Source organism: Maledivibacter sp. (assembly GCA_025210375.1).
Taxonomy (GTDB): domain Bacteria; phylum Bacillota; class Clostridia; order Peptostreptococcales; family Caminicellaceae; genus JAOASB01.
On record JAOASB010000013.1, the window covers coordinates 1 to 19,995 of the forward strand.

Annotated in this window: 18 protein-coding genes; all 18 read right to left on the reverse strand. The window is 31.1% G+C overall.

What is annotated here, in order from left to right; all coding sequences use genetic code 11:
• Positions 1–394 precede the first annotated feature (394 nt).
• The 18 genes from N4A68_04200 to N4A68_04285 all read right to left on the reverse strand — a co-directional run bounded on the left by N4A68_04200 (position 395) and on the right by N4A68_04285 (position 19,993).
• On the reverse strand, positions 395–829 hold the full coding sequence (locus N4A68_04200) for a hypothetical protein (protein ID MCT4563500.1): 435 nt from the start codon (positions 827–829) through the stop codon (positions 395–397).
• A gap of 29 nt (positions 830–858) precedes the next feature.
• Positions 859–1,281 carry a DUF6075 family protein gene (locus N4A68_04205; GenBank protein MCT4563501.1) on the reverse strand — a complete coding sequence of 141 codons (423 nt, stop codon included), beginning with the start codon at positions 1,279–1,281 and terminating at the stop codon, positions 859–861.
• A 120-nt stretch (positions 1,282–1,401) separates the two neighbouring features.
• Positions 1,402–1,788, reverse strand: a complete 387-nt coding sequence (locus tag N4A68_04210) for a sigma-70 family RNA polymerase sigma factor (GenBank protein MCT4563502.1) — start codon at positions 1,786–1,788, stop codon at positions 1,402–1,404.
• A gap of 272 nt (positions 1,789–2,060) precedes the next feature.
• A complete protein-coding gene (locus tag N4A68_04215) occupies positions 2,061–2,954 on the reverse strand; it encodes a nucleotidyl transferase AbiEii/AbiGii toxin family protein (protein ID MCT4563503.1) in 894 nt (297 codons plus the stop codon).
• Entirely contained in the window at positions 2,954–3,634 is a 681-nt protein-coding gene (locus tag N4A68_04220) for a type IV toxin-antitoxin system AbiEi family antitoxin domain-containing protein (protein ID MCT4563504.1), read from the reverse strand. Before N4A68_04220 ends, N4A68_04215 begins: the two co-directional genes overlap by 1 nt.
• 37 nt (positions 3,635–3,671) lie before the next feature.
• The gene (locus N4A68_04225) at positions 3,672–4,283 is read right to left on the reverse strand and encodes an HNH endonuclease (GenBank protein ID MCT4563505.1); all 612 of its coding nucleotides are present in this window, start codon (positions 4,281–4,283) and stop codon (positions 3,672–3,674) included.
• 1 nt (position 4,284) lies between these two features.
• A complete protein-coding gene (locus N4A68_04230) occupies positions 4,285–4,959 on the reverse strand; it encodes a hypothetical protein (GenBank protein ID MCT4563506.1) in 675 nt (224 codons plus the stop codon).
• A 15-nt stretch (positions 4,960–4,974) separates the two neighbouring features.
• Positions 4,975–7,284 carry an ATP-binding protein gene (locus tag N4A68_04235; protein ID MCT4563507.1) on the reverse strand — a complete coding sequence of 770 codons (2,310 nt, stop codon included), beginning with the start codon at positions 7,282–7,284 and terminating at the stop codon, positions 4,975–4,977.
• Complete coding sequence (locus N4A68_04240) at positions 7,272–8,711, reverse strand: SAM-dependent methyltransferase (GenBank protein ID MCT4563508.1); 1,440 nt, start codon at positions 8,709–8,711, stop codon at positions 7,272–7,274. The genes N4A68_04235 and N4A68_04240 overlap by 13 nt, the downstream gene beginning before the upstream one ends.
• Positions 8,712–9,006: 295 nt before the next feature.
• Entirely contained in the window at positions 9,007–9,375 is a 369-nt protein-coding gene (locus N4A68_04245) for a TnpV protein (protein ID MCT4563509.1), read from the reverse strand.
• Positions 9,368–9,637 (reverse strand): hypothetical protein, encoded by a 270-nt coding sequence (locus tag N4A68_04250; protein ID MCT4563510.1) that lies wholly within the window; start codon positions 9,635–9,637, stop codon positions 9,368–9,370. Before N4A68_04250 ends, N4A68_04245 begins: the two co-directional genes overlap by 8 nt.
• Positions 9,638–9,736: 99 nt before the next feature.
• Positions 9,737–11,599, reverse strand: coding sequence for a recombinase family protein (locus N4A68_04255; GenBank protein ID MCT4563511.1), 1,863 nt, complete (start codon positions 11,597–11,599; stop codon positions 9,737–9,739).
• A 69-nt stretch (positions 11,600–11,668) separates the two neighbouring features.
• Complete coding sequence (locus tag N4A68_04260; protein ID MCT4563512.1) at positions 11,669–11,815, reverse strand: conjugal transfer protein; 147 nt, start codon at positions 11,813–11,815, stop codon at positions 11,669–11,671.
• 41 nt (positions 11,816–11,856) lie between these two features.
• Positions 11,857–14,091 carry an ATP-dependent DNA helicase gene (locus N4A68_04265; GenBank protein MCT4563513.1) on the reverse strand — a complete coding sequence of 745 codons (2,235 nt, stop codon included), beginning with the start codon at positions 14,089–14,091 and terminating at the stop codon, positions 11,857–11,859.
• A gap of 520 nt (positions 14,092–14,611) precedes the next feature.
• Positions 14,612–15,091 carry a hypothetical protein gene (locus N4A68_04270; GenBank protein ID MCT4563514.1) on the reverse strand — a complete coding sequence of 160 codons (480 nt, stop codon included), beginning with the start codon at positions 15,089–15,091 and terminating at the stop codon, positions 14,612–14,614.
• A gap of 328 nt (positions 15,092–15,419) precedes the next feature.
• Positions 15,420–15,833 carry a hypothetical protein gene (locus N4A68_04275; GenBank protein MCT4563515.1) on the reverse strand — a complete coding sequence of 138 codons (414 nt, stop codon included), beginning with the start codon at positions 15,831–15,833 and terminating at the stop codon, positions 15,420–15,422.
• 172 nt (positions 15,834–16,005) lie between these two features.
• The gene (locus N4A68_04280) at positions 16,006–18,312 is read right to left on the reverse strand and encodes a diguanylate cyclase (GenBank protein ID MCT4563516.1); all 2,307 of its coding nucleotides are present in this window, start codon (positions 18,310–18,312) and stop codon (positions 16,006–16,008) included.
• A gap of 100 nt (positions 18,313–18,412) precedes the next feature.
• The gene (locus N4A68_04285; protein MCT4563517.1) at positions 18,413–19,993 is read right to left on the reverse strand and encodes a methyl-accepting chemotaxis protein; all 1,581 of its coding nucleotides are present in this window, start codon (positions 19,991–19,993) and stop codon (positions 18,413–18,415) included.
• Positions 19,994–19,995 lie beyond the last annotated feature (2 nt).

The following is a 19,995-nucleotide window of genomic DNA, read 5'->3' on the forward strand; positions in this document are numbered from 1 at the left end:
GTCTTGGAGTATAGGGCTTTAGGTCATCTATCATGGTTATTTCACCTTCTAATGCTCTTTTTCTAGCATATGCACTTAGGTTTAGTCCTTCTTTTTTTGCTTTTCTGATAATAGTATTGTATTCTCTCTTGGTTACTCTTGTACTTATCCATCTTGTTTTATTTATGGTTATCACTCCTATGTTTTAGAGGGTATGGGATACTTCCCATCTGCCATTTTATTGGCAGAATTCATCTGTTTGTGGTACAAACAGGAAGCTTGCCATCAACTAGGGTTGATGTTATGATGCTATCTTCAGCTGTGTTGTTCAGTTATTGGCTGAACGATTTACGATGTAAGGATAATGGATATTGAAAAAGAATTATTAATCATTGATGATACCAATGGAGCGTTTTTATTTATTGAGAAACATATGTATGGTACTCTTTGCCCAGTTTTCTCCCGTTGCTTGTTCCATTGCTTTGGCTATTTGAGAGTAAGACATACCCCTTGCTTTGAATTCTGAGATAAGTCGTAGATTCTTTTCTGTTTTCCTTGATGGTCGTACAACTGGCTTTTGCATCGTGTTTTTTAGTGTTCTATACTCCCCTAATAGCTTGTTGTATCTCAGCAGTAGTTCGTTATACTCTTCTTGATTCTTCTCCAATAGTTCTTTGTATTTTTCAATATCCTCTTTATCTACTGTAGTTACACAGAGCTTGATGTTCTCATGTTTTAGCTGTGCTATCTGTTTATTCTTGGTTTTTATTCTTTCTTGCAGGATGGCTATATCTTCTTTTGCTTTATTAAGCTGTTCAGTATCATTTGAACCGAATATATTGAATGCCATTATCATCATGCCTCCCTTTTTTGAATGGTTTACATTTCCATATCCCATTCTTCTTCGTCATGTTTTTCAGTTATTTGTTCCTGTTGATAGGTATTGGTCATACCGAATCTTATGTTCATGCTTTCTTGGGCTAGGATATAATTAGCTTCATCTAGGCTATAATAGATGTCTAATGGTGATATCCCCATATCTGTATAGCCGTTGTAGAGGTTAAACCCTAGTCTTATTAATGCTTTTGAACTGGTACTAAAATCTACTTCACTGGCAGTTAGACATTCAGAGCTAATCATATGCTCGCTGAAGTCATAAATGGAGTGACGTTTTTGATATAGGTCATGATTACCTGATAGGATGTAGAATAGGACTTGTCGTTCTACATCTTTTGGATGCATACCATCCTCTGCTACTAGATGCATAAATCTTTGTTGGTGTTCCTCATTTTTGAATAACATTATTTACAGCTCCTCTCTAGACTATTTGAAAATAATTATTTTACCCTCCACTTTATAGGACAGTTCAGAAGGGTTTGTAAACCACTCCCTATATGACAACGTCAAAAAAACTAAGAGACCCTATGCTATCATAGAGTCCCTTAGTTTAGTGTGGAGTTTTTTCAGCCTTTTTGTAATTGCCATTTTTGATACTTCAAAGATATCCCCTATTTCTCGATGGGTATATTCTTCATAGTACTTATACGATATAAGTCTTTTTTCATCGGTATCAAGTGTAGCAATAGCACTTCGCAGATTTTCTAAGGTCAGGTTCTTTAAAGCAGTTTCTTCGGTATTATAGTTACCAGTTACATATCTGTCTAACATCGGTTCAAGTTCACCTTTACTAAGATGCCTACGATCAGAACGTCCCTGTGCTTCTATTCTCCGCCTATCTGCCTCAAGAAATTCTGCGACCTTCTTTGGCACTGAAATATCTCTCTTTTCGTAAGTTATGTTTACGTTCATTCTCTTCCCTTCTACTCATCGCAAAAGGGTACACACAATGTGTATCACCAGCTACTGTAGCCAATTTTACAGCGGAATAGCATGTCTCATTTATTTCTTTAAGTTGGATAAATGGTATGCTATCAGGGTTACATATTATATGTAATCCCTCTGGCTTAAGATTTTTTTATTTTTTTGAGGATTAGTGCTATATCCTCAGTTTTATTTTATCAGAATACACTTTAGTTGAATATGCTATTTACTCATAATTTTTACACTTACCAATTTTATTATTACTCCCACTTACTAATTCCACTTTCCCAGCCTTTTAAAAGTTCCTCTTCATTGAGAATTGCGTTAAACGGCTCTTTAATAAATAATATTAATTCATCAAGAACTAATTCAAAATCTAATTCTTTATCTAATGTATTCCTTGTAAAGGCATTCCACCTTGATAGAATTTCTTTATCTTTACTTAATGCTTTCACCTTATCAATTGTATCTCTTTCATATATTCTTCCGCGATTATTAAGGGTTTCATAAATAGCCTCCTGTAGCTTCCTACCATCATAATCATAATGATTAGCCAAGTAATAAATATCATAAAAATCTTTCATTCTACTATTAAACTGCATTCTATCTATTATTGCATCCCATTTCTCTGCAATTGTTGATTCAAGAGAATATGTAAATATCTCAGGTTTTGAAAACCCTTCTAGTTGAACATTTAACTGTCTTACTTCTGGTCTAGGAATAACTATATCTCCAATACCAAAATCTATATCAAAAGGAGTCTTTGTCTTATCTATTACGCCTATCATTTTAACTCTTTGTCCATGATATTTCTTATGCTCGGTTATAGGTTGTAAGCCTTTTATTTCGTAATTAACAAAATCATTTTCTGTATCACAACCAATTATATTCTGTATCATAATTAACATTTTCTGTTCGTCATTTGAATGGTTTCTAAGTAAAAAATCTATGTCCATAGTAGGTCTGCTCTCAAAATTGGTAAGCGTAAACAAAAATAGTCCCCCTTTTAGAATAAGGCTTTCTTTATATCTTGAATAGCTTACACGTCTAAGAAATTCTTCCTGACAAAATAGCTGCAACAACAATTGAAATGATATTCCTGACTTTCTTGATTTATTTTTCAGCTTCTGTAGCACTGATTTAGATCTAACCATTACAACCACACTCCTATCATGGTTTTAACTTTTGATTCCGACCTTAACTTCCTTGCATATGTCATTAAGTTTCCAATATTCTTTTTTGAGTCATTAAGATAATTTTTTATTGCTTGATTAATTATTTCTTTATCCATTTTATTAGAATATCTAATAGTGTCACAGATAGTCCTATCTCTATCAAATATGTTTATTCTTTGCTCTTCGTAAATATATTCCATTTTTCCAATACTCATATATTCTTTATTAATGTAGTAAGTTTTTACTCTAGGATAATCTATATCAAACTTTAATCTTGCACTACCTCTATTAACTGCAAGGTGCCATTCATTAGGTGTTCTATCTATATATCCATAAATGAAAAGTGCTGAATTAAGATACACTACAGCCTCTGGATATAATCTAGTAATTATTGTAGCATCAGATATAAACTCTTCTTGCCACTCGTAATAACCTCTCTTTATTTTAACTATAATACCTTCGTCAACTAATTTTTTTAGAATACTATGATGATAACCTTCTTTTTTAAACTCTGATGTTTTTATTACACCATTATACTTATCAAATATTCTTTTGTATACTTCATATTCACTTTTCATTGCAGAACTGTCTCCTTTTTCATCAACTTGTGTACATTTCTGCCTATAATTATATAGTTCTAATTTAAGTTCGTCAATCAAAAATTATATTTCTATTAAAAGATTTTCATTAATTATATCAATCCATTTCATCAATAAGAATATCATAATATCTACAAAATGTTGAACATAGTTCATAATGTAGTAATTCTAATTTTGAACAATCTTCGTCTGCCTCTTTCTTCTCTTGAATTTTTACTTCTAGTTCCTTTCGCTTTATTCTGATTTTTTCTAAGTTATTTAGAATTTCATGGCGTCTTAAATATAATTTTAATTCATAGTATATATATTCTCCAAGTTTGCTTGTATATACTATTTTACCTGAAGTATCTCTTGCTAAATGTTTATAATATTCATCTCCACAAGGATCTAAGAAACCTTTATCTTCAATACAATTAACCATAGGGTCTTCACTAACCCATTTATTTGATTTGGAAATATTACAATAAGGACAACTGTAGAGTAAATTATCATATGTAAATTCTAAATGCTTAAATTTTTCTTTAGGTGCAAAATGTTCAACATGATAAGAATTATACCCACCGCTGTATTTATCTAGGTCGTCACAGTATGCACACTTATTCTTAAAGTCTTTTGCGAGCCTTATTTTATTAGAACGATTAGTTTTCCATACTTCACCACTATAAGAACGGATTGGCTTTTCATGTTTTATTGGTTCACACTCATTCATATTAAGATTCATCCTCTATTAATATATCAATTTTTTTAAGTAACTCCGTTAACTTATCGGTTTGTAAGTCTTTCTTTATTTTATCAGGAATTTTATATTTCCCATTGATAGAACGTTCAATATACGAATCCAATTCTAATATTCTTCCATCAATCTCATTGTTCTTTCCTGCTAAAGGTAATAACTTCTTCATCTCCTCTTCCCATAATTTCTTCTGATTTCTATTCTTCAATATCTGTTCAATAATTTTAAAGTTAAGTTCTATTCTTTCAGCATCTTCATTTAAATACCTTGAAAAATCAAATACTTGATAGGCATTAAAAATTTCATTTCTAAACAAATCATCTTCATGTGATGTTAAAATAAATATAGGGAAATCGTGTAACCTCTCCATCAACATCTTGGCAAATTCTATACCAGTATAATCTATAGTACTGTATGATGAAAGCTTGTAATCTACTAAGACACAATCCAATTTATTCTCGATTACTTGTTGTACCACATCTTCTATCTCTTTTGAAAGTTTTAATTCAATTGGATTTAATTTATATGTAGAATACTTACTAATTTTCTCCGGCTTAGCCTTATTAAGCCCTTCTATTAATTTAGTCATTATTTGAGTTATTTTGCTAGAATCATCGTCAATAATTCCTATGTTAAATATTATTTCTTCCATGTTATCACTCCTAACTTAAAGCGGGAAGCAAATGTCTATTCCAAAACCATTTTTATATTCCGTTATTTTATAAGTTGCGTTATATTCTCTTGCCGTAGAAGCTACAATATACATCCCTAATCCAGTACCTGTCTGGTCTCCATTTACATCAAATTTACTTGAAGTTCCAAAATTAAAGATTTCATACGGATTTTTAAATAAATTATCAATTCCTCGTCCATTATCATTATAATGGAAAATAAATTCTTTATTTGATTCAAGAGAAATGTTGATGATTCTTTTATCAATCTTACACTTCTCAAAGGATTCGATTGAATTTATTACTAAATTATAAATTATGCTTTCAAAATCAGAAATAAAAATTCTTTTAAAGACTGGATTATTATCACATTCAATGCTAACATCAATCTTTTTTTGAACTAATATAGGTTCTAAGACTTGAATAATTTCCTTAATAGTGGCATAAACATCTTTCTTAAGTCGTTTTCTTTTATCACTCTTTATTTGGTTTGTCAAAGCAGATATCCAAGATTTTAAAAATATATCATTCTTTTTAAAATCCTCTATATTTCTATCAATTAACATTTTATTCCCCATAGCAAGAGCTGTAGCAAATGAATCAACTCTATTAACCAATATTGCATTAATTCCTTTCAAGTCATGTACTATTGATGTAGTTATTAATCCATTTGTAGCTAATGATCGTAACAACTTTATCTCACTTATTAATTCTTCTCTTTCTTCTTCGTATATTTTAACTGCTTTAGCAAGCGTTTCAGCACGTTTAACCACAGCTTTTTTTGTAGTTTTTGTCGGTTTCTTTTTTTTCTTGGTTTCAAGAATGTCATTAGCAATGTTCATACCGCTTTTCTTTGTTCTTTCTTTTTCGCTCATTTTATCAGCATATAATTTCATTGTATAACCAATGTAAGCACGATCTTTCTCAAATCTAGATATTAATTGCTTAATTACATCCTTAAAAATTCTAAAATGATTATTCTCTATTATACCTTCTCTACTAGATTTATCTAATATACTACCATTACTTATTCTAGAAATAAATATTGTGCCTTGTCCCTGTTTATTTCTAACCTGCCATTTACCAGATGGATTAGAGATACCCGCAGGATTTTTTGCCCTACGAGCATCTAACCCAAGCCAATCAAATGCATCTGATTGTTTATCTCCATAAGGTCTTACTAAAAAATTATCACGATATATTTTAATCCCACTATGTTGATCCAACCATATTTTTCTTTTCTTACTTATCTCCTTATAATAGAATGTCTCTTGAGAATCTTCTTGTATGGACATTTTCATAAATGTATATTGAAATTCAAATTTACCGATTTCCCTAATAACTTTTATGTATTCTTCATCATCATTTGCCATAAGTTGGCTAATAGAAAGGGGTTCTTGAATTAACTTTCTTTCAAAATCTTCTTTTCTGTATGGTTCCACTTGAAATCTTTTCATATCAAAAACATCTTCTGGAATTTTATCTAAGTCAAACTCATTGCGGATTATATCTATATAAAAGTATTCCCCATCAAATTTTGCATCTATTCTGTAGTCATATTCGTCTGAAACTTCATTATCAACAACTACTGCTTTCTTATCAATATCTTCTTTTAAACATAGTATATAATCTTTTTGTTCTGAAGGTGGAATTAAGTAGCCCATAGCTTCTAATAGGTTTGAAATATTTCTTTGTGTCCACTTATCTCGTAATTTTTTTATAACAAAGAGCGTTCCTGTTGACAGATAATCTCCCTCAAAAACAGTACCTCTAACATCTTTATCCTTCTCATACGTATCTTTGATTTCTTCAAGATCATTCACAATTTCTTTTGGTATTATGTCTACAAAATCTTGACCAATATAATCAAAATTTGCTTCAATCTCATCCAAGTTTTTCCCTGATTGTTCAAAGCTTTCCCAATTGGTCTCCCATAAAATAAGCTGATGGCTATCATTGTGTTTAGTATACATCTGACACTTACTACCTAATCTATCTAGTGCAAATCTCCCTATTCCTTTTTCTCCAGATTTTACTCTCTTCTTCTCTGATAAATACTGTTCTCTTTTATTATCCGTACCAATCATCATCCATTGATTTTCAATGATTTCTTCTGTCATACCAACTCCATTATCTAAAATATAAATGGTATCATTCTCAATGTCAAAATAAACAACACATAATGTTGCATCAGCGTCATATGTATTCTTAACAAGTTCAATTATAGCCCCATCTACTTTAGATACACTTTCTCTACCCAATAAAATTGTTGCTCTTGAAGAAATTTTATATTTCATTTTTCCCATTGAAAATCCCCCTTGCAAAAGAATTCATAATTATTGATATCAGAAGACGTAATTCTAAGTGAATTCCCACTAGCATTAATTCCTATACCTTGTACATATTTAAGAAAATCTTCAGACTCTAGCATTTTTTTTGCTTTGTCTAATGAAATATTAGTACGAGGTGTAATATATATTCCTGAATACGGAATACAATCTTCTGATAATTCATATACCTTCACAGTTTTAGTAACTACAGTTGATATCAATAATTTAGATTGATTTAGATGGGCTAATGCCTGCGATCTACCATACTCAAACCATTTGGTACTTATATCTGATTTTCGCTTGCTAAGCTCCTTTGAAAATGTTAATAAATATTCAACTGCTTTCGGGTATATCTCTTCAAATTCTTTCTGTTTATATCGCTTCAATACATTATCTTTATAATAATACGGAAAAATTATCAACTCTTTTTTATTAGAATTTAATCCTCTAGGGCTAGCAGCAACTCTTACAACACTTTTTTCTACAAGACAATCATTGACTTTATAATACTCGCCGTAATCTTCATATTGATTCAATACATATGCTTTATTATATAATGTTGCAATTGTAATAGAAGCTTTAAAATAGTCTTCAAAACGATATTTCTTTACATTGTTTCTTTTGGTAATATTAGTAAAAACCCACTTTCCACTCAAATTAACTTTCTTAATTTTTTTTGTTTTTTTATTAACTACATTGCTATAAACAATATAGTCTCTATTAATATTATTATCAATAATGATAAATGCAGAAGAAGTCAAAGCATTATTAAAGAGTTTTCTAGTTTTAAAATCAATAATTTTAATTGTATTCTTAATTAACTCTTCTCTAAGCTTTTGAGCAAATACATTTTTAAAGATACTATTTGGAATTAAAAATGCCATTTTTCCCTTCTCGTTTAATAGAGATAGTCCATGTTCTATAAAAGCATAACAATAATCAAATTTGCCATGTGTGCATGTACTAAATTTTGCTTTTATAAAACCCCTAGTTTTATTATCTAAGTCACTATACTTGATATAAGGTGGATTCCCAATTACAAAGTCAAACTTCATATTAAGATTAGTTTTTAATGAATCTTTATTTAGAATTTTCCATTTGACATGTTTGATACCATATTGACTTACAAGCATATCTAAATTCATCATACATTTTTTATAATGCGAAAAATCAATCTCTATACCATATATATCTTTTTCTAACCCCTCTGTTATATCGCTTATTGAAAGATCATTAGCTATTGCCTCTTCAACATATCTTTTAACTATAGTAACAAGCATGTTTCCATCGCCACATGCAGTATCAATTACTTTTTTACCAAACAAATCTTTCTTATATTCTACGCTATCAAGCAAATCTTCTACAACAGCTTCTGGAGTGAATATTTGGCATTTTTTATTCATAATGTCACCTCTTTACATCAAACCTTCTCATAGAAATATATTAACTAAACATTTATTGATACCTTTTCACCCCAATAAACAAAAATGACTAAATATCAATGAGCTTATTAATTTCATATATATAAATTTAGTTTACTTTTCTTACCTGACCTTCATATAGACTCATTTATCTAGTATTATAGCATTTGTAATAATATTTGCCAATGAAATCTAAATAGAACTTTATTTCTACATGCAAAAGACAAAATTCTACTTACAACATAGAATCTTGTCTTTGAAAAATTATATGCTAAATTCATCTATATACTACATCATTTAATACAACTTCCTCAGCCACACTCCTAGCAGTGTTATAATACCCAATCCTATCCATAAACCCACAATCCTCTGGAATAAGATTTTTCTTTAAATACTGCTCCTCAATCATCATAGCCATTTTATTAGCTTCATCATTAACCCTATTACAATGCTCCATCAGCTCACCATTTACAAGCAGTTCTCTATACATATAAGGCTTATACTCTTTAAGATATATAAGTCTCATTCGCCCATACTTCCCAAGCGGTCTTTCATCATCCTTAACATCATTAGAAATCTGAATCTTAGGATATAATATCCCATCAGCCTCTTCATACTCAAGTTCCACAGGCTTAAACTTACTCATCTGAAAGCACCTCCATCATCATCCTAGCACCAATTTTAAAGCCTTCTATGAAGGTTTCTTGATAATAATAAGAGTCTCTTTCATTGCGTGTAGTTAGTAATTCATCATAAAGCCTAAATTCAGCTTTATCTAGTTTACTTATAAAGTCATCTTCTAACTTGCTAACTTTTCTATTAACCTGTTCAAATTCTTCTCCTCTTGGCAAAGCCTCTTCATTCCTATAAATTTCCCCATAATACAACATTTCTAAAATACGCTTCATTCAAATCACCTTTCTTATTTTTATTTAAAAGGCAATCCAAACAAAAACATTCTTATATCCACTCACGCCCTACCTTAGCTCAGTACTGATTGGACATATCTACTCAGTACCTATTTTGATAGCAACACGCACCGTAATTTCTCGATTAAAGTTCTTATTTCTGAAATTGGCTATATCAGTACTAAAGGTACAAAAATCGCAGAAGTGTGTAAATTCCTTGATTATTAGCAGTCTGCTCGATATAGTACCGTTACACATTCGACGTGTGTGGGTTCTATCATAGGAATACACAAATTCGTCACTTTTATGTATTCCCAAGGACTTTTTTGCTGTGCTATCTTTCTCAACTTTCAAACCTGTCTTGAAAACAAAAGTTACTGAATAAGGATTCTTTATACCAGATTCATCAACTTTGCCTATTATAACATGGTCTATAACATTTTCAAAAATCTCTCGATCAAACTCTGTAAGTAGTTCATTATTGTTAAATAGATTTTTAAAAGAATTAATCTTTTCCCTTAATCCTTCTTGCTCATTATAATCACCATCTAGGCTCTCTTGTTCTACTTTCAACTTCTCGATTTTTTCAATGATGTGGGTATACTTACTTTCATAATCTTCCTTAGTAATTAAACCATCAATATTTAGTTCGACAAGTTTACTTAATTTCCTTTCATACTTATAGATGTCTTCACTAATCTTTTTAATCTTTTGTGCTGTTCCATCACTGCCTATAGACTCTTCAATAGTTTTTAGAAATTCAACGACCACATTTTTGTGATTGCTACACATCATATTAAATGAATCGACAAATGCGGCTTCTATGTCAGCTTCTTTTATGCTTTTAGAATGCTCACAATACTTCCTGCCTTTCTTGGTGCTAGTCACACATGCCCAAACGACCTTCTTATATTGCGAGCCACCATGCCATGACCTTCTTGATATGGTACTCCCACAAAATCCACATTTCATCATACTGCTAAAGGCATATTTCCTACTATACTTTTCTCTTTTAATGCCTTTCTCTTGGGATTTTCTACGGCTTCTTTTTGTTAAGATTCTTTGAGCTTCTTCAAATACTTCTTTTGTAATGATCGGCTCATGGTGATTTTCCATATAGTATTTATCTTCTTCGCCAAAATTCTTAAGACGTCTATGGGTAATAGGATCAACCGTGAAGGATTTTCCTAGTAATAAGTCACCTTTGTACTTTTCATTCTTGATGATGCCTGTAACAGTACTTGTTCCCCAGTTGGAGTTACCTCTCTTAGTTTTGTAACCAAGTTGTGTCAACTCTTTCGCTATAACATAGCATCCTACTCCTTCAACGTATCTTCGGAATATGTACTTAACAACTTCAGCTTCTCTTTCGTTGACGGTGAGTATCTTTTTATCTGAATCATAATCATAGCCTAAACAACCATTGAAGCCAACCATTTCACCTCGCTTCATCTTCATCTTTAAGCCCATTTTGACATTGGCTGATATTGATTCACTTTCTTGCTGTGCCAATGAACTCAAAATAACCAACAACATTTCACCATTCATGGTTAGCGTATTGATGTTTTCTTTTTCAAAGAGTACAGCTACATTACGTTCCTTTAATAAGCGTACATATTTCAGCGTGTCTAGTGTGTTCCTTGCAAATCTAGAAATAGATTTAGTAACTATTAAGTCAATTTTATCATCAAGGGCATCACTAATCATCTTTTGAAAACCTATTCGATTATTTATTTGAGTCCCTGATATGGCTTCATCTGTGTATATCTCAACCAAATCCCATTCTGGATTGTTTGAAACTAGTTGACGGTAATGTGTCACTTGGGAATCGTAGCTTAACTTTTGTTCTTCTGAATCAGTACTTACTCGACAGTAAGCTGCTACTCTTAATCGCTCTAATACAACAGCGTTTCTTCTATTGATTCTATCAGAAGAAGCTTGTATCACCTGTACTTCTTTCACTTAAATCCTCCTTTCGTTTTATCCAATAGCTCATTCATGAATGTGACTTTAGTGTATAATATTCATGTTCTAAACTACAAGAAATGGTTCAATAATTTTATACTTCTTCATCAATTTATTTTTTATCAAATCATACTCTGCTTTATTGAGTAAATCTTTTCCTAACAGTTGCTTTAACATAATAAGTTGCATGTTGTATAATAATAAGTTATCCACCTCTTAACCTCCTAATAAATATCCATCATCATGTAATATGGCTATAAAAAATATTCAGGCGATTTCTTAACCTGAATAAATGAAGTAATCTCTTTTATGTTGTGTGTGACCCTACAATTAGGCAGTGCTTTCCTTACAGCATCTTTGTATCTTCCATTAGCTCTAATATCCAAAATAGATATTACTGCTGTATCTGTTTCCGTTCTAACAGCTCGTCCATAGCCTTGTTTCAGTTTAGTAAGCATTTGTGGAATCAGTATTTCTTCTTTGAATAAGTCATCCTCATCCATTTCTTCTTTTTTATATTCTGCAATTGGATCGGGTACTGGAAAGGGTAATTTAACAATAATAAGATGAGACAGTAAATCACCTGTTAAGTTTACACCTTCCCACATACCCCCACATGCAAGTAGCACACCCTTCTTACTTTTTCGATAAGTTTGTAATACTGAACTTTTTCCTTTTGAAAGGATAAACAGTGGAAAAGCCACTTGCTCATTCTTTAATAATCCATAGACCTTGCTCATCATTTCATAGGATGTAAATAACACCAGAGCATGTCCATAACTAGCTTGAATTAATGTTAAGATTCTGTCAGCAACAGCTTTTATATATTGATCATCATCTGGATTAGGATAAGGCAGGTCGTTGGCTTGATAAAGTAATGTGTTCTGATAATAATTAAAAGGGGATACTTTGTACATTTCTTTTACTCTTTTAATATGCTCAATGCCTAACATACTTTTTGAATAACTAAAGTTACCACCTACTGATAATGTACCACTGGTTAATAAAACTGCTACATCATCTTTAAAAATGTCCTGCCCTAACATTTGGTGAATATTTTTGGGGATAGCCTTTATTAAAACTCTAGTTTGTTCCATTTCAACCCATCTAATTGAGTCCTCACTCATAATACAATCTACAATATCACCAAGTTTCTCAAAAGCAATTTGTTCCTTACGGTTATAATCTGGAACTGTTAAAACGAGTTGTTGTAAATTCTTCTTTATGCGATTGAATTGTCGTAACAAAGGTCTACTATCTTGAATACTGTATTTCGAAGATTCATCTTGATGATTTTCAATTGTTATATGCAAGTCTTCATTAAAAAGGTGATGAGTGTTTTCAATAATGCTATTACATAATTGATTCATCTTCTTAAATCGCTTGTTCTTTTCGGCTTGGGGCTTTATACGTTTTATCAAACTAAGAATTTCATCCTTACCCAAAACCACAGTTTGCATATCGCTGTATACTTCTATTAATTTATGAGCTTCATCACAGATAACTATGTGATGTCTAGGTAGTAATGACCTTTCTTCTCTACTTCTTTTAAGTATGTCTGCAATCATATAGTTGTGATTGGTTACCTGAAAATTGTAATGAGGAGCATTTAAGATTTTTAGGTAACGTCTATAACTACAAGTCTTTCCCTTTGGACAACTCTTACAGTGACCCGCTATAACATTAATTCGCTCCCTATCATAACGACTGATGCCCACTACATTTTCTAAATCAGCATGATTGCTGTCTAATGCTCTCTTCAATAGCTCATATTCCCTTGAGTTCTTCTTTTGAGGGTCAAGGCAATTCACATAGTTTCTAAGACGTAAATCACAAATATAATTGTTTCTACCTTTTCTAATAACCGCTGTGATTTCTTCATCTATGATACCGTGAGCCATCAGCATATTTGATATTTCTGGTAGGTAGTCTTTTACTATAGCATTTTGTAATCGCTTACTGGATGTTGAAATAATGATTGGATGGGTGATTGTCTCAACTTCTACTTCTCTGAAACCACATATCTGGTAAACAACAGCCGCCACAAGGTATGCATGCGTTTTCCCTAATCCAACAGCAACATCACTTAGGGAAATAGCTTTCTGGATCATGGCTATATACATATGTTTAGACAATTCTATCTGTTCATGTCTTTTATTAAATCCGAAATTCTCAAATACTTCATTAAAGATGTACTCTATTAATTCCTCACCTGATTCAGGATAACTAATATTATAAAAATTATAATCAGCAATCTTAGTTAGTAAATTCTCATAATCTATTGAACTGATGGCTTCTTTTTTATATCCCATATATTTTGTTTCACCTGTTATATAATTGTAGGCTCTATATTTATAGGTCTTTCCTGTATAGGTTTCAGTAACAATACAGTCCCTTGATATAAAGATACCTATTTCACGTTCTTCTAATTTCACTTTAGTGCTTAATTGCTCTAATGCATATTCCGTATGTCTATTTATTTTACTCATTCTTATCTCCTCCGTTTTTCTTCCTTAGTTTTTAACAACATGCCTATATAGCAACCTTCATTGCTCCATAAGGATGCTGTTAAAAAAGTATTAAAATAAATCTCTAAGGCGAGTCTTGGTGGGACTCTCATTGAATCTAATGTAGCTCTCTGCTTGCAAACTACACTATTTTCATCACTAACTTTAGTGACTGCACTCCATAGGATTATTAGGACTATGCAGAAGTATCATCATATCTTTTCCCTTGTAGATCATGGCGATTGATTTCATAACCACGAAATCATTTTTAATCAACCTTCATCGCTCCCACTAAGTGATCTTGGCGAGGTCATTAATGTCGCTTTCCTTACGGCTACAAGGTAACGTACCTTAGAGAATGATATAAATGGAGTATTGCTACATGGTTCATGTTAGTTATCATCAACCATGTAGCCTATCTGACCATTATTTTTCAATGTTCATGAAGAGATATGAAAAAGTCCCTTCATAAGTTAGGAAAAAAAACGGCTATTTGTACCCCCTATTTAAAAAACTTTTTTAATTTTTTTCTGGCTTGCTCAATGGACTTCTGTATTTTGGTATGATTTACACCTTCTTCATTGGCAATAGCTCTAAATGTTTTTCCATCAATATAGTGAGCAATAAACCTTCTTCTTTGTGTCTCGGTTAAGCAACTAAACATCTCTAATATCCGTTTATTGTCTGATTCATAAATTAAGAGATCTAACGCATCTTTATGCTGATTGACAATAAGTTTTTTGTCTTCTGCATAGAACAAATCAATGTGAAGAATGTGGTTCCGATGAGTCCTTTCTCTTGATGCTTGTCTCTTATCATCAGTTTCTATGAAAGCTCTAGTTCGTCTACATAAATTACAAGTTTCATGTGACTGCTCATGACAATGACCACAATACTGTTGTATATAGAAAGCACATTTGTCACAAAGTAACTCTTCATTCAACAGACCTTTACACTGATCACATAAAATAATTTGATTCATTTGCTATTCCCTCCGTATCTTCTTGAATTTGTAATTTCAAAATGACAGGAAGGAACATGGTGCACGAATAGAGTTTTTCATACTTGCCCTCCTCTTCATGCAATTGCATAAAGAGAACTGAGCTATATTTTAAATAAGCTATAATCTACATGACTTATTTAAAATTTGGTATAAAAAAAGACCTTATAACCTTCTAAGGTCATAAAGTCTTATCTCACTATATGCAATTGTTCTACATTAATTCAAATCAATTTATCCTTCTATTAATAAGGACATACAATTTACTTTTTTCCAAATAAAATAGCACTTATTTAATTTTTAAATAAACTCATAAATCCCTTAATACTTTATCAAAGTTCTTTTTCATTTTTTTCAGTATAATCTTAATTCTATATTCAGCAGTTGAAATTGCAATATTATTTTTTAGTGCAATTTCTTTATACGTTTTACTACGAAAATACCTATCTGTTACTAATTCTCTTTCATACTCAGAGAGATCATTAAGTGTTAGTAATAGTGCTTGAATATCTAATTTATGTATTATATAATCTTCAACTAAGATTGTAAGTATTGATTTATTATTATAAATAAATATATCAATACTTATTGAAAGCCAAATTGATTCTCGTCTTCTTATTTTTCTATTACGGCTTTGCTCCTCACGTTTTAAATGTTCTAAACATTCTTTTATTCTTTTATCTACCCATATAATTTGTCCATTGTAAGTAATCTTCACTTTCACTTTCTTAACCTCTATCTTATAAATCTCTTTATTTTAATTTACATTCAATTGTAAATTTTTATCTATTTATATAAAAAATGCTCATGGTTATAGATTTAACATCCTACTACCATGAGCGTTATCTTATAATTATTACGTCAATCGGATAATAACTATGATTTATTTATAGTTTTTATATTTGATCAATGACTTTTGTTAAAAAAATATTTACTATCTCAGGATCAAACTGCCTACCTGCATTATTTTTTATTTCTGTCTTTGCTACTTCTACTGTAAGTGCTTTTCTATAAACCCTATCATTTACCATGGCATCATAAGCATCCGCTACCGAAATAATCCTAGATAATAGAGGAATATTATCTTTACTTAACCCTTGTGGATATCCTTTACCATCCCATCTTTCATGATGATACAATACATAATTTGCAATATGCGATAATTCAGGAACTGATTTCAGAATTTGATATCCTGTATGACAGTGCTTTTTCATTTCCCTCCATTCTACTTCTGTAAGTTTATCTGGCTTCAATAAAATATCATCTCTTATTGATATTTTTCCTATATCATGTAACATTGCTAATAATTGCAATTCATCTAACTTATCACTAGACAAATTCATATTTTCTCCAATTTTTCTACTTATAAACTCTAGCCTTTTTGCGTGTTCCTCAGTTTCGTGGCTTTTCTCTGACAGCGTTTTTTGCATTGTAACAATTATAGAATTTCTTAAACTTTTCCCTTCTAACAGCTTTTTTTGGTACATATAATTTTCTGCTCGTTTTATTGTGTCAAATATTTGTTCACTATGCTTTTTCTTTGTTGCGTACCCAAGAGAAATACTTATTTCTGAAATCGCTGTATCTACAGCCTTACATTTTTGCTTTATTACTCTACACATACTACTTGCTATTTCATCTGATGAATTTATTAATAATATTAAGAATTCATCTCCTCCCCATCTAGCAGCTAAATCACCTTGCCTACACGATTCTACTATAATTCGACCAATCGACCTTAATAAATCATCTCCAATATCATGCCCAAAAACATCATTAATCATCTTTAAGCCATTTAAATCTCCCATAATAATAGAAATAGGCAAATTTTCTTGACTATCTATATTTTTGAGTACTTCTTCAAAATATCCACGGTTATATAATTCAGTCATCGCATCATACTGGCTTAAATATATAATTTTCTCATCTTTTCTTACCTGTCCAGTCATATCCCATATAACCATAACTACCCCAGTAACTTCATTCTCCTTATTAATAATAGGCGAAGAACAACTGTCAATATATTTTTCTTTAAAATCCTTAGTAATTAATATATTTGGTTCGCCCCAATTTATTATCTTTTTAGTTTCTAGAACTATATCCACAAAGTTATCAATCAGTTCTTTATTTTTTTTATCAACAATGTTAATAACTTCATTGGATTTTTTTCCAATAGCTTCATCCATTTTCCATCCTGTAATTTGTTCTGCTGTTTTATTAATCATCCTTATTTTCCCTTGCTTATCAGTGACAATTACTCCATCAGCAATTGATAACAGCGTTACCTCCATTTCTTCTTTTGCTTTACAAAGCTCATTTTGTACACTTTGCTTCATAATAGCTTGAGATACAACTATAGATAAAGCTTCTATCATGTTTATATCACTTTTTAGCCACTTTCTTTTGCCTCTTACTTGTCCGAAAAGTATAAAGCCTTTATAGTAATTATCTAAATAAAATGGAACTGCTAATACCGACTTGTAAGCATATTGAATAAATATGTTTCGTATACTTTCACAACCTATATCTGATACATTTACAAAATTCATATCTCCATATAATGTAAATCTTTTGTTAAGCCATTTTATCTCTTGTTCTTTAAGTTTATGGCTAAACTTTTTATGATTATTTCCTTCTTTCATCCATTTACTAATCTCTAATAAATTTTTCTGTAAATCGCAATATTGAACTATGTAAACGCAATCTAAATCCATAGCTTTTCCTACTAGTTCTATGCATTTGTTTATAAAAATTTCACTATTTTTTTCTGTTCCAGCTAACTGAGATATTTTTCTTAGTAATTCTCTATAGTTTGTATCATTTTTATAATATATTTCTTTATCTCCTTTTGTTATTCTAGGATGAATTTCATTTATAGTTTCATCTTCTTTAGATTTTCTAACAAACATTAATATCCTATTATTTTTAGGAACTATTTTTATAATGTATTTTCTAAGTGTATCGTCTTTCGTATAATTAATTTCTCCAGCTATCCCTTTACTATATAAAACGGATTTAACCCACAATCCAATTATTTCTTCAACACATTCGTTTGGAAAAAGCTCTTTCATATCTTTTCCTACCATATCCTTTAAATTACTTCTTCCATTTTGATCAATAATTTTAGAAACTTTATTAAGTTCATCGAATTCAATCATAGCATCATCTAAATAATCCATCACACTGTATAACTCATTTGACATACTATAACCCCCTTACATAGGTCAAAAACAAACTGCAGCTACCTTATTGAATTTAATTCAACTCATCTAGCTGCAACTTGCCAACGCATCTTTACAAATACTATATTATGAATTTTTCAATAGTTTTTTTCATTTTATCAGCGATTAAAGCTAACTTTTCACTGGCTCTTGCCATCTCTTCCATTGATGCAGTTTGTTCTTCAACAGATGCATTAACTTGTTCCGTTGATGCTGCTGACTCTTCAGATACCGCTGATATACTTTCAATGGCTGTAAATGTTTTAGTTTTGCTATCATTAATAAATTCTAGTGCTTTCTCAAGCTTATTAAACTGCTTTACTAAATCTTTCATTGAATCTCGAATAATATCATAGGAATCTACTGTTTCATCTAAATAAATATTTACACTTCCTACAATTTCACCAGCTTTATCCATATTCTCATTCGCTGCTATAATCTTGTTCGTCATAGCTCCAAGAATACCTGATATACTGCCCGTTGCATTTTCCGTTTCTTCTGCTAGCTTTCTAATTTCTTCTGCTACAACTGCAAAACCTTTCCCAGCTTCTCCCGCTCTTGCTGCTTCAATAGATGCATTTAGCGCTAATAAATTCGTTTGACTGGCTATATTGGAAATTATATTTAAAATATCCACAATTGATTTTGACTGCTCTTCTAATTCCTGTGTATTGTTTTTTACTTGTCCTGCAATATCTAAATTCAAACCAAATTCTTTTTTTAGTTTTGCTAGAGTGTCTTTACCTTTTAGCGTAAGATCTTCGACTTCTTGAGCACTTGTATTAACCTCTACAGCTGCATTTTGCGATTCGGTGATTAATGCTCCTAATTGAGAAAGTTCTCTAACCGCACTCTCAGCTTCTTGAGCTTGTGATGTGGCTCCAATAGCTATTCCTTCTATTGCCTTTGCTACCTCTTCTGCACTTGATACGTTATCATTTATGGTATTAGAAAGTTGTTTAGATGAGTCTAACAACTCATCAGAAGATCTGTGTATATCTATAATAATTTTTTTCGTACTCTTTGCAATTGTATTAAAAGCCCTTGCTAAATCTCCAATTTCATCTTGGTATTTCATAATTTTATCAGACACCTTAGTTGTAAAATCCAATTCAGACAGTGTTATAGCATGTTTAGTTGCAATGTTTATTGGCTTTACAAATATATTCCCTATACAGTAAGTAACAATAACCGCAATAATTATTGCACCAACAATCATGAATATTAAATTATTTCTAAGACTAAAAACATCTGCCAGTAATTCTTTTTCTGGGGCTCTCACAGCTAAACTCCAACCCGTATCTCCAATTGGATGATATCCACAATAATATGTTTCACCTTGATATTTGTATTCTTTTGTTGCTGATTTTCCTTGTATCATATCCTCGATTACCTTAGCTAACTGCGTTAACTCCTTATTCTCTTTAGCAAGCTGAATGATATTTTCTTGTCTTTCAACTACTGCCATATCTTTATGAGCAATTGTAGTTCCTTTGTCATCAACTATAAAAATACCACCCGTTGATTTCGATTTTATATCCGTAATTGCATTACTTAAATAATCAGCTTTAACAAAAGCAACAATAGCACCTTCAATGCCATTTCCACTTATTGGAGCTGAAACAAAAAACTCAAGTCCCTCAGTAACATCACTATATAACAACT